At 54.4% G+C, this 13,446-nt stretch carries 7 protein-coding genes; all 7 read left to right on the top strand.

The features are described 5' to 3' along the window. Positions 1 to 9 precede the first annotated feature (9 nt). Positions 10 to 1,149, top strand: a complete 1,140-nt coding sequence (locus ACO2Q8_RS26870) for an FAD-dependent monooxygenase (protein ID WP_423347988.1) — start codon at positions 10 to 12, stop codon at positions 1,147 to 1,149. A 738-nt stretch (positions 1,150 to 1,887) separates the two neighbouring features. Then, on the top strand, positions 1,888 to 5,010 hold the full coding sequence (locus ACO2Q8_RS26865) for a SusC/RagA family TonB-linked outer membrane protein (RefSeq protein WP_423347987.1): 3,123 nt from the start codon (positions 1,888 to 1,890) through the stop codon (positions 5,008 to 5,010). A gap of 17 nt (positions 5,011 to 5,027) precedes the next feature. Then, complete coding sequence (locus ACO2Q8_RS26860; protein ID WP_423347986.1) at positions 5,028 to 6,887, top strand: RagB/SusD family nutrient uptake outer membrane protein; 1,860 nt, start codon at positions 5,028 to 5,030, stop codon at positions 6,885 to 6,887. Positions 6,888 to 6,977: 90 nt separating this feature from the next. After that, positions 6,978 to 7,682: a hypothetical protein gene (locus ACO2Q8_RS26855; RefSeq protein ID WP_423347985.1), complete on the top strand. Its 705-nt coding sequence runs from the start codon at positions 6,978 to 6,980 to the stop codon at positions 7,680 to 7,682. Between the two features lie 26 nt (positions 7,683 to 7,708). Then, complete coding sequence (locus ACO2Q8_RS26850) at positions 7,709 to 11,158, top strand: VCBS repeat-containing protein (protein ID WP_423347984.1); 3,450 nt, start codon at positions 7,709 to 7,711, stop codon at positions 11,156 to 11,158. 122 nt (positions 11,159 to 11,280) lie between these two features. Further along, complete coding sequence (locus ACO2Q8_RS26845) at positions 11,281 to 12,582, top strand: vanadium-dependent haloperoxidase (protein WP_423347983.1); 1,302 nt, start codon at positions 11,281 to 11,283, stop codon at positions 12,580 to 12,582. Positions 12,583 to 12,632: 50 nt separating this feature from the next. Continuing rightward, positions 12,633 to 13,446: leucine-rich repeat domain-containing protein (locus ACO2Q8_RS26840; protein ID WP_423347982.1), on the top strand; the 814-nt coding region annotated here is incomplete at its 3' end.

Raw genomic sequence — 13,446 nt, 5'->3', positions numbered from 1 at the left:
CTTAAAATTATGCAAGGCATCATCATTGGCGGGGGCATTGGCGGTTTAGCCACGGCCGTTGCCCTTCGGCAACAGGGAATTGACGTACAGGTTTTTGAACAGACACCGGAAATCCGTGAGGTAGGTGCGGGACTGGTTTTATCGCCCAACGCACTGCAAGTGTTGGAGCGCCTGAACCTGCTCGAAACCATCCGGCAGCAAGGGTGGTCGTTGCAAAAAGGAATAATTGCCGACCCGAATGGAACCGTAGTGCAGACGGTCGATGTCGATGCGATGACCCGCCAGTACGGCTACGGGATGACGGTCATCAAACGGGGATCGCTTCAGAAAACCCTGCTCGAAGCACTGACCGACGGTCGGGTAAGAACGGGTAAACAGCTCCGTAATCTACAGGATACCGGTCAAAAAGTACGGGCAACGTTCACCGACGGCAGCTCAGCAGAAGGCGATTTCCTAATCGGAGCCGACGGCATCCGATCGGTAGTTAGGCGGCAGTTGATGGGTGAAAAACCGCTTCGTTACTCCGGACAAACCTGCTGGCGCACCATTATTGACGGCCATTTGCCCACCGACAGCGAGAGAACGTCCGTTGAGTACTGGGGAAAGTCAAGCGGGTTACGGGTTGGGTTTGTGCCGCTGGGCCCCGACAAGATCTACACGTACGTAACGGCCAGGGCGGCCGCCGGGCAGCATGATCAGCCGGGCCGGGCTTCATCTTTGCTTGTGCTTGGCCGGGAGTTCACGCCAGCCGTCAACCGGATTCTGGCTCAGGCCGATGAGTCCCGTATTTTCCGGGCTGACCTGTACGACCTTCCCACACTGACTAGCTGGTCGCAGGGAAAAATTACGCTGCTCGGCGATGCAGCCCATGCCACCACTCCAAACATCGGTCAGGGAGCCTGTCAGGCGATCGAAGATGCGTGGGTCGTAGCCAATTGTCTGTCACGCCATGAACCAGCCCAGGCCTTTGCGACGTACGAGGCTCTGCGAAAACGTAAAGCCGACCGGGTCGTGCAGATCTCGCGCCAGATTGGTACTGCCGTCAACACGCCGGGCTGGCTAAAACCGCTCGTCTTCGCGGCCATGCGGTCGATTCCTAAGTCCTTCTCCGCCCGACAGTTTCGGGAAATCTATCAACTAACTGTTTGAACTAGCGTAGTGGCTTCCGGGCCACTACGTCATTACGTCCTACCTTATCAGCAATCGGATAGAGACCTCCGGATCCCGTAAAGTTAGTCTAGGCTGGTTCTGTCCAAATTGTAGCAATGCATAAAGCTGATGCTTGAGAACCCTAATTTACAAGCGGCTTATTGTGCAGCGGTGCCGATCTTTTTTTAACCGTGCCATGACTTTTTTTTAACCGGTTTTGACTCCGATTTGACCAATATTGTTTAAATATTTTAATATTTAATAGACTCTATTTAACTTAGAGATAGCAATGATGCAATGGTCAAATAATTAATGGCAATTTTCTAACAAAAGTACAATTTAGTAACTTTCGAATTAGAGGCATAAATAAATCTGGATGAAGGCTAATAACGAAAAATCAGTCACCCTATGTTGTTAACCATGTCACCAAAGTTGCAATATTGACTATTCTTACACCCAACCTTTTTATCTGAAATGACAAACAACTTCGCTCAAATTCTGGTGTCCCCCCCATTTGTAAGTCTTCATTCTTCTTTTACGCTGTATTATCGGTAGTACGAGATGCCTGCTCGTTAAGGCTATCTGTACTTCTTCATCACTTTTCTGCGAAGCGAACAATCACACATTTATTAAAATAGTACAAATTCAATTTTTATTTCAACCAATCCTTTTTTCTCTATGAAAAAGTCTACTCATCGGGTACCTCCCAAAAACAGGTACTTATTAGTACTCTACCTGATGCTTATTTCGGCCACCGGAGTTCTGGCCCAGAGCTTGACCGTAAAAGGGAAAGTAACGGGTGGTCAGAGCGATGTGTTGCCCGGTGTCAGCATCGTTGTTAAAGGAACCACGCAGGGGACTACCACCTCAGCGGACGGTACTTACTCGCTTAGTGTCCCGAATCGGAATGCTACGCTGGTGTACTCCTTCATCGGCTACGTGACGCAGGAAATCGCCGTAAATGGCCGGACAAATATCGATGTCAAACTGCTCGATGACGTTAGCCAGTTGAACGAGGTCGTCGTCGTAGGGTACGGTGTTCAGAAGAAAGAAACCGTAACGGGTTCAGTCGTGTCGGTGAAAGGGTCAGACTTGGTGAAGTCGCCAACCACGAACCTGTCGAACTCCATTGCGGGTCGGCTTCCGGGTGTCGTTGCGGTCAACCGCAGTGGGGAACCGGGCTACGATGGTTCGGCCATCCGGATTCGGGGAACGAACACCCTGGGGAACAACAACGCCCTGATCGTTGTCGACGGTGTTCCGGCTCGTTCGGGCGGTCTGGAGCGGATCAACCCGGCCGATATCGAAAACATCTCGGTTCTGAAAGATGCTTCGGCGGCTATTTACGGTTCGCGGGCGGCCAACGGGGTTATCCTGATTACCACCAAACGCGGAAAATCCGGCAAACCGCAGTTGTCGTACTCGTTCAACCAGGGTTTCTCGCAGCCGACGGTCGTGCCGGAACTGGCCAATGCTGCCGAATATGCCAAAATGCTCAATGACCTGAACGTCTACGAACTGCCGGTTTCGGAATGGGCAGCCGCCACAGCCGCCTACACGGCCACGGGTCGCTACACGCGCCCGGACGGAACGGTTCGGACGGCTCCCTATTCGCCGGAAGACATCCAGAAATACAACGACGGTTCGAGCCCCTGGACACACCCGAACACCGACTGGTACAAATCGACGCTGAAAACCTGGTCTCCGCAGCAACAGCACAACCTCCAGGTAACGGGTGGTACGGAAGACTTCAAATACCTGGCTTCGATGGGTTATCAGAACCAGGATGCTTATTACAAACGGTCGGCCACGGGCTACAAGCAGTACGACCTGCGCGTGAACCTGGATGCCAATATCAACAAGTACGTTCACCTGTCGGTGGGTTTGCTGGGTCGGGAAGAATTCCGGTTCTACCCCACGCGCGGAGCCGGTGCCATTTTCCGGATGCAGATGCGCGGGAAACCGAACCAGCCCGCTTTCTGGCCCGACGGTCGGCCGGGTCCGGACATTGAGAACGGCGAAAACCCGGTGGTTATCACGACGAATGACACCGGTTATGACCAGGAAAAACGGGATTACTTCCAAACCAACGGTCAGTTGGACATCAAAATTCCGGGAATCGAAGGCTTGAAATTCACGGGTACGGCCGCTGTCGATAAGTACATCCGGAACCGGAAACTGTGGCAAACGCCCTGGACGCTGTATGAGCGCGGCACCGGTGTCGACGCCAATGGCAACCCGAATCTGATTCCGAGCCGCCGGGGTCCGGCCGAACCGCGACTGAATCTTTACAATGATAACCAGTTGAACATTCTGCTGGGCGGTATTGTCAACTACGAACGCAAGTTCGGCACCGATCACGGTTTGACGGTTCTGGCGGGGGTAAACCGCGAAACGATTACGGGGGACGGTTTTGAAGCCTTCCGGCGGTATTTTATCTCGGCCTCCATCGACCAGCTTTTCGCCGGGGGTGACCTGGAGAAAAACAACAACGGAGGTGCCTTCGAACGGGCGCGGATCAACTACTTCGGTCGGGTAGCGTATAACTACAAGGAGAAGTACCTGGCCGAGTTCCTGTGGCGGTACGATGGTTCTGACATTTTTCCGGAGGCAACCCGCTATGGTTTCTTCCCGGGCTTCCTGGCAGGCTGGGTGATTTCGGAGGAAAACTTCCTGAAAAATTCGCTGCCGGCGGTCAACTACCTGAAACTGCGGGGTTCGTGGGGTCAGTTGGGGAACGATCAGATTTACTTGCCCGGAACCAGCACCCTCGCGACATACCAGTACCTGGCCACCTACGGCTTCAACACATACATCATCAATAACACCCAGCAGAAAACGCTGACCGAAGCCCGGATTCCGAACCCGACCATTACCTGGGAAGTTGCCAACAACATGGATATTGGTCTGGAAGGCCAGTTGTTCAACGGCAAGATCAACTTCGAATTCGACTACTTCAACAACCTGCGGACCTCCATTCTGTACCCACGGAATGCTTCGATTCCGCGCACGACGGGTCTGGTACTGCCTCCGGAAAACATCGGAAAAGTACGCAACCGGGGCTTCGACGGCCAGATTGGTTACAACGGTCAGGTACGGGATCTGAAATTCACGGTCAGCGTGAACGGTGGTTACGCCCAGAACAAAATCATTTTCTGGGACGAAGCACCGGGTGCGCCTGAGTGGCAACGGACAACCGGTATGCCGATCAACGGCTACCTTGCCTACCTGTACGATGGGGTGTTCAAAGACCAGGCTGACATCGACGCCAACAAACTCGACTACTCGGCCATCGTGAAAAACATCCGGCCGGGCGACATGAAGTACAAGGACTACAACGGCGACGGCAAAATTACGCCCGACGACCGCGTCCGGAACAAACGTACCAACCTGCCGCTGTTCCAGGGTGGGATGAACATCACGGCGACCTACAAAAACTTCGACCTGACGATTCTGTTCCAGGGATCGGCCGGAGCGCAGCAGTACATCAGCCTGGGTGAATCGGGTAACATCGGAAACTACCTGAAAGAGATCTACACGGATCGCTGGACGGTGGAAAACCCGAGCAGTGTTCACCCGCGGATCGCTAACCGCAGCGACCAGTACTATTCCGGTGGCAACACCTACTGGTTGCGCTCAGCCGATTACATCCGGTTGAAAAACTTTGAACTCGGCTATACCCTCCCCGACAACATTGGCAAGAAGGTTGGTCTGAGCAACCTGCGCGTTTACGCCAACGGGTTGAACCTGTTCACCCTGCTGAACAAACTGGGTTCATTCGATCCGGAAGCGGATAACGCAACCGGCCAGTATTACCCGCAGGCACGCATTATCAACACCGGGATTTCGCTTCGCTTCTAATCTTTTCTTTATTGACTATGTTACGAAAATTTAAAACCATAAGTTTAGCCATCGGGATCGCGGCCTTTTCCGTAACGGGTTGCAACGATGACTTTGTGAATACCCAGCCGCTGGATCAGGTTTCCGGAACGGCGGTCTGGTCGGATGCGGCTCTGGCCGAAGCCTTTGTGACCGGTATCTACGCGGGTCTGGGACAAGGCGGTTTCAACGAACAACAACTGGCCTCGTTGACCGATGAAACCATCTTCACGCACCCCGGCCGGAACATCACGACGATCACTGAAGCTCGCTCGAATCCGGCTGATCCGGGCTGGATCAACGAAACGCTCGAATTCAACAACATGTACCTGCGGATTCGGGCCTGTAACCTGGCCCTGTCGAATCTGGCCAAGCCCAACTTCCCGAACACCAACAAAATCGTGGAACGGCTGATCGGTGAAGCCAAGTTTCTTCGGGCGTATTACTACCACCAGTTGGTGCGGTATTACGGCGGGGTTCCCCTGATCGACCGCCCGTATGAACTCGGCGAGGCCGATTACCTGGTAACCCGCAACACGATGGAAGAGTGCATTAACTTTATCGTGAAAGACTGCGATGATGCCGCTGCCGCGCTGAAGGGCGTATCAATGGCGAAAGGCCGGGCTAACGAAGCCGCTGCGCTGGCCCTGAAATCCCGGATTCTGCTCTACGCTGCCAGCGATCTGTACGATGCCGCAACCGCAAAGAGCAAATCGTCGACCCATGCCGCCTATGCCAACTCGGCACTCCTCGGCTATGTCAATGGCACCCGGGCCGAACGCTGGACCAAAGCCCGCGATGCCGCCAAGGCGGTTCTGGATCTGACTAGCTACGGCTACATGCTTAACCTGACGGCACCGGTTTCAAAAGAAGAAGGATCCACCAACTACAATAACATTGCCATGTCGCGCAATGGTGGGGAACGGGATGTAATCTTCTCGCGCTCGTTCATCAACGAAAAACAGGAAGCAGGTGGTCAGCAGGGCCTATACAATGGTCCGAATGGTTACCACAACTGGGCCGGGAATACGCCGGTATCGTTGCTGGTCGATGACTACGAAATGATGGACGGTACCAAGTTTAGCTGGACCGATCCGGCCAAAGCAGCAAATCCGTATGCCAACCGCGACCCGCGTTTCTACGCATCGATTCTGTACGATGGTGCCCCCTGGAAACCGCGTACCGCCGATGTAGCCGCCAAAGACCCGGCCAACCAGATTCAGACGGGAAGCTACGAGGTGATGAATGGATCAACCAAGACGGTGATCCCCGGTCTGGATACCCGCAAAAGCTCAGTAGAAGACTGGAACGGTAGCTACACCGGTTACTACATGCGGAAATTCATCGACCCGAACCCCGCTATCGTCGACCAGAACACCTACCAACAAATTCCCTGGCCGTTCTTCCGCTACACGGAGGCTGCTTTGAATTACGCCGAAGCCTGTATCGAACTGGGGCAGGATGCCGAAGCCTTACTCTGGCTGAACCGGATTCGCTTCCGGGCCGGGATGCCCGCGATCACCGGAACCGGCGCGGCCCTGCGCGAACGGTATCGCAACGAGCGCCGGATCGAGCTGGTGTTTGAAGAACACCGCTACCACGATGCCCGTCGCTGGATGATTGCTCCGACGACCCTGGGCCGCAAAGCCAACGGCATCACGATCACGGGAACGCTGAAACCGGGTAAAACCGTCTCGCTCTACAAGTACGACCCCACGAACTACGATTACACGTATAAAGTAACCGAGATCGATCCGGGTAAGGAAAACCGGACCTGGGCCGATAAAATGTACTACCTGCCGATTCACCGCGATGAAATGAACCGGAACAACAAGCTGGTTCAGAACCCCGGTTACTAAGCAGTGTCCAACGCAATCGCGTTTTCGAAAATCGGTGCTGGCTCAGCTTGAGCTGGCACCGATTTTTTGGTTCATTTTAAACGCTCCGGAATGAAAGCTCTTTTATGCACCCTCGGAACCTTGCTCCTGCCGCTCAGCCTGTGGGCGCAGCAAACCGCCATCATCCGGATCAAAGGTGGCCCCAACTGGCAACGCTCCGTCCCCCTGTCGGATCGGTACCGGTTTCCGCAGTTTCAGACCGGCACCATCACCTATACCACGGGGCAATCGGCCAGCGGGCGATTCAATTACAACGTCCTGCTGGGTGAAATGCAGTTCCTCGACCCAAAAGGCGACACGCTCTCGCTGGCCAACGAACAGACCGTCCGGCAGGTCCAGGTTGGTGAAAGCCGGTTTCATTACGATCCTAAAATCGGTTTTGTCGAAATTCTGGCCGACTATAATCCCATCCGGCTGGCGTTTAAACCGATTTTTAAAACCGTTCGGGCAGAGAAAAACGGAGCCTACAACCAGTCGTCCGGCACGTCGTCCATTGCCCAGTACAAATCGTTTATTGGAAGCAGCGGCCAGCTCTCGCGCCTGGAACAGGAAGGTGATCTGCTGCTGGAAAAAGATGTTCTGTACGGCCTGATCGACCAGAACAACCGCTTTGATAAAATCAACCGCAGCACGATCCTGAAGCGGTTTTCCAAACACAAAACCGCCATCGAAGCGTACCTGAAAGCTGAATCCATCGACTTCAAAAAGGAGGACGATCTGCGGAAATTGCTCCAATTTTGTAGTACTTTACTGTAAAAAATTGAATTACCGTCTCGCATTCCATGAAGTTACTCTTGCGTTTTTTTAATCTGATTACCTTGCTTACCGTCCTGGCAGGTTGCCGGGACTCTTCTTCGGGGGAGGAAAAAACCGCCGTTGAGAACACCGGTCCACCCCTTTTCACCCTGCTGTCGGATAGCGAAACCGGCGTCAGCTTTGCCAACACGCTCACCGAAGGCCTGAATACCAACGTGTTGATGTACGAATATTTCTACAACGGCGGAGGTGTGGCCGTCGGTGATGTCAACAACGACGGACTGGATGATCTGTATTTTACCGGGAACATGATTCCCAACAAGCTGTACCTGAACCGGGGCAACCTGAAATTTACCGACGTGACGGATTCCGCCGGGGTAGCCGGGCGCGAAGGCCCCTGGAAAACCGGCGTCACGATGGCCGATGTCAACGGCGACGGGCGGCTCGATCTGTACGTCTGCTATTCTGGCAATCTGTCACCCGAAAAACGCATCAACCAACTATTCATTAACGAAGGCGCTAAAACCGGCGGGGTTCCGCACTTTACCGAAAAAACCGCCGAATACGGACTGGACCACCCGGTCAACGGCACGCAGGGCTACTTTTTCGACTTCGACCGCGATGGCGACCTGGATCTGTTCCTGCTCAACCACAACCCCAAATCGCTGCCGGTTCTGGACGAAGCCAGCACGGCCGACTACCTGAAAAAGCCCGATACGTCGGTCGGCGTCCGGCTGTTTCGGAACGACCGCAAACTGAACGGCGCTCCGTTTTTCCGCGACGTGACGGCGCAAATGGGCCTGAGCAGTTCGGCGCTGACCTACGGACTCGGGGCTGGCATTGCCGACTACAACAACGACGGTTGGCCCGACATTTACATCTCCAACGACTACACCATTCCCGATTACCTTTATCTCAATACCGGCAACGGCACCCGCTTCACGAACCAGCTACCAACGAGCATGGGCCATATTTCCCACTTCTCGATGGGCAACGATGCCGCCGACATCAACAACGACGGCTGGACGGACGTGTTCACGCTCGACATGCTCCCGGAAGACAACCGCCGTCAGAAACTGCTTTTTGCACCCGACAACTACGAGAAATTTGACCTGAACCTCCGCACCGGTTTTCACTACCAGTACATGCGGAACATGCTGCAACTCAATCAGGGTGTGTGGGCTTGGGGCAGAGAGCAAAGGGCAGAGGGCAGAGGGGTAAATGCAAACGTGCCCTCTGCCCCTGGCCCTATGCCCTCTGCCACCGCTCCGCTTTTCAGTGAAGTCGGGCAACTCGCCGGGCTTTCGAATACCGACTGGAGTTGGGCGCCCCTGCTGGCCGATTACGACAACGATGGCTGGAAAGACGTGTTCGTTACGAACGGCTACGTGCGCGACTACACGAACATGGACTTTATGAAGTACATGAACGATTACCTGCAAAACAATCAGAGCAACGTTCGTCGGCAGAACATTCTGGAACTGGTGTTTAAGATTCCGGCTTCGGATGTGAGCAATTATATCTTCCGAAACAACGGCAATCTGACCTTCAGCAACGTTAGCCAGGCCTGGGGTGTCAGCACGCCCGCGAACAGCAACGGCGCGGCTTATGCCGACCTCGACAACGACGGCGATCTGGATTTAGTGGTCAACAACATCGGCAAACCGGCTTTTATCTACCGCAACGATGCCGACCGTTATTTAAAAAACCACTATCTGAACGTCAAACTGGAGGGATCGGGGGCCAATCGATTTGGCCTGGGCGCGCGCGTGACGGTGTACCGGAAAGGCCAGCAGCAGGTACTGGACCAGATGCCCGCACGCGGTTTTCAGTCAAGTGTGTCGCCGGTGTTGCATTTTGGGCTGGGCAAAGAACCGGTGGTCGATTCGCTGCGGGTGGTCTGGCCCGGTGGCAAAAGCCAGTTGCTGACGAACGTGAAGTCCAGCCAGACGCTGGTGGTTTCGGAAGCCAACGCCAAAACCGCCCCGCGCCCCACGCCCTCTGCCCCTAGCCTATTCACGGAAGTGCCGTCGCCCATCGCTTACCAGGCCGTTCGGAATACCTTGAACGACTTCAAACGGCAGCCGTTGCTGGTCAATCCACAGTCGTTCGTTGGGCCGTGTCTGACGAAAGCCGATGTCAACGGCGACGGGCTGGACGACGTGTTTGTCGGGGGCGGCAGCGGCCAGGCCGGGGCCTTGTATCTCCAGCAGGCCAACGGGCAATTTTCGCCTAAACCACAACCGGCGCTGGAAGCCGACCGGGCCAGCGACGACGCCGACGCGGTTTTCTTCGATGCCAACGGCGATGGGTTCAAAGATTTGTACGTTTGCAGCGGGGGCTACGCCAATTTCCTGCCCGACGACCCGAAGTTGCAGGACCGGCTGTATGTGAACGATGGCAAGGGCAATTTCACCAAAAATCCGGCGGCACTGCCTGCCCTGCGAACCAGTAAAAGCTGCGTGCGGGTGGCCGATGCCAACGGCGACGGAAAACCGGATTTGTTCGTCGGTGGACGGGTCATTCCGGGGCGGTATCCCGAAACGCCCCCGAGTTTTCTGCTGATCAACGACGGCAAGGGGAAGTTTACCGACCAAACCGCTGCGCTGGCTCCGGCCCTGCAACAACTCGGCATGGTGACGGATGCGGCCTGGACGGATTTGAACGGGGATAAAAAACCGGAACTGGTGGTTGTCGGCGAGTGGATGCCCGTCACGGTATTCGGCCAGAACGACAGCCAGTGGACCGACCAGACCGGGACGTATTTTGAAAAACCGTACCGGGGCTGGTGGAATAAACTGCTGGTCGACGACCTCAACGGCGACGGAAAACCGGACCTGGTCGTGGGTAATCAGGGCCTGAACACCCAATGCAAAGCCAGTGACAAAGAGCCCGCCGAACTGATTTACAAGGACTTCGACGACAACGGCTCGGTTGATCCGATGCTGTGCTTTTATATCCAGGGCAAAAGTCATCCGTACGTTTCCCGCGACGAACTGCTCGACCAGCTCAGCATCATGCGCACCCGCTTCCCGGATTACAAGAGCTATGCCGACGCGACGATGAACGAAATTTTTACGGAAGAAGAACGAAAAGACGCGAAACGACTGGAAGCCAACCACCTGCAAACCAGCTATTTCGAAAGCACGGCAACAGGCCAGTTCCGGGAAAAACCGCTGCCAATGGAGGTGCAGGTGTCGCCGGTGTACGCGCTGACGGTGTTGGACTACGACCGCGACGGCCGGAAGGATTTGCTCCTGGGCGGCAACGTCAACCGGGCGCGGCTGCGGTTCGGCAACTCCGACGCCAACTACGGAATTCTGTTGAAAGGCAGCGGTAACGGGCAGTTTACGTACGTTCCGCAGCGGGTGTCGGGCCTGCGGGTCAAAGGCGACGTGCGGAGTATGCTGCCGGTTGGAAATACCGTGTTGTTTGGCATTAATCAGGTGGGGGTGAAAGCGTATCGTTATCGTTGAGTTGTTATACAGAGTTAATCAGAGAACATCAGAGGTTATCAGGGTAATTCTCCGATTAACTCTGATGTTCTCTGATAAACCGCCGGGCGGCCCCGCCTGTGTAACAACTTAACCCAAAACCCATGAAAAGACTTTTTCTACTTTTTCTCACCCTCTTCATCGGCTGTAAAACGGAGAAAACGCCCGAACTCAGCAGCCGGGAAGTGAGCAAAGTCATCGACGGCATGACCGAGGTGATGATTCACGACGTGACCAATCCGCCCCTGGCCGCCCGGTTTTTCGCCTATGCCTGCCTGGCGGGTTACGAGGTGGTTGCGCAGAACGACAAAACGTACCGGAGTATGCACGGCGTACTAAACGAGTACCCAGGCCTTGAAAAACCGGCCGATGCCAGCGACTACTCCACCGACCTGAGCGCGGTGCTGGCGATGCTGAAAACCGCCCAGAAAATGCAGCCATCGGGTAATCGGCTGGAGTCGCTGGAGAAACAACTGCTCGATTCGTGCCGCACGATCGGCTTTTCCGACGAGGTGATTGAGCATTCCGCCCAGTACGCGCAGCAGATTAGCAAACAGATCCTGGCCTATGCCAAAGCCGACCGTTACAATCGGATCAGCAATTACCCGCGCTACACGCCTTCTGGCAAGCCGGGCACCTGGTACCCGACCCCGCCGGGCTATTTTGCGCCCGTCGAACCGTATTTCAACACCGTCCGGCCCTTCACGCTCGACTCGGCCGCGCAGTTCAAGCCTCAGCCGCCGGTGGCGTTTTCGAAGGACAAGAAATCGCCGTTCTACCAGTTGTTGCAGCAGAATTACCGCGAAAGCAGTGCAGCCCTGACCAACGAACATCGCCAGATTGCGGCTTTCTGGGACTGCAACCCATTTGCGCTCGAAAACAACGGCCACATGCTGGTCGGGCTGAAGAAAATCTCGCCGGGCGCGCACTGGATGGGCATCACCGGCCTGGCCTGCGCCAAAGCAAAAAAGAGCTTCGCCGAATCGCTGAAAATCCACACGGCGGTGGTCGTTGGGCTCATGGACGGTTTTCTGGCGTGCTGGGACGAAAAATACCGCAGCGACCGCATCCGGCCCGAAACGGCCATCCGCCAGTTACTCGATCCGGCCTGGAAACCGTTTCTGCAAACGCCCCCGTTTCCGGAATACCTCAGCGGCCACTCCACCATCTCGTCGGCGGCTGAGGTGATTCTAACGCACTACTTCGGCGATAATTTTGCCTACACCGATACCGTCGAGGAACGTTACGGTCTGAAAGCTCGTTCGTTCCGTTCCTTCCGGGAAGCCGCCCTCGAAGCCGGTTTGTCGCGGTTTTATGGCGGCATTCACTTCATGGACGCCATCGAGCAAGGTCGGGCGCAGGGGCTGAAGGTGGGCGAATGGGTGGTAAGGAAGATGGAAAAGTAACGCTCTGTCTTACTTTTGCTTATCGTTAGCTTACTAAAATCCTGCATACGATGTCATACCTCGCTCTCCAACAAATTCAGAAGGCAAAAGAAAGCCGTGCAACCTTCCTTGACCTTGGTAACTGCGGCCTGACTCGTGTACCTAATGAGATCATTGAATTACCTTGGCTGGAAGCATTGAGCTTTGGTGATTATTATTATGCATTTGACAAAGAAGAATGGATTAAATCGTCAAACAGCGGTCGTCAAAATACCTTTGAAACCGATAACTTAACTCTTATTACCCAACTCTCCTATTTAAGATCATTAACATTTAGCAATAATAAAATCCATGACATTGGGCTGTTAGTTAAACTATCTCAATTACAGTCATTGACTCTAAGTGACAACAAAATCACGGATATTGGGGCGCTAGCCAAACTACCTCAATTACAGTCGTTAAATCTATGGAATAATGATATTACAGACATTAGGGTGTTGGCCCAGTTGCCTCAATTACAGTCGCTAAACCTTAGGTCCAACACTGTTACCGACATTGGGGTGTTGGCCGAGCTGCCTCAGTTACAGTCGTTAGACCTTGGTGGCAACAAAATTACCGACATTGGGGTGTTGGCCGAGCTGCCTCAGTTACAGTCGCTAACCCTTAGCAGCAACAAAATTACCGACATTGGGGTGTTAGCCAAGCTGCCTCAGTTACAGTCGCTAAACCTTAGGTCTAACACTATTACCGACATTGGGGTGTTGGCCAAGCTGTCTCAGTTACAGTCGCTAAACCTTAGGTCTAACACGATTATCGACATTGGGGTGTTGGCCGAGCTGCCTCAGTTACAGTCGTTAGACCTTGGTGGCAACAAAATTACCGACA

Source organism: Larkinella sp. VNQ87 (assembly GCF_049445795.1).
GTDB lineage: Bacteria > Bacteroidota > Bacteroidia > Cytophagales > Spirosomataceae > Larkinella.
Note: the sequence above shows the minus strand (reverse complement) of the source record. Positions and strands in the feature narration are given on the sequence as shown.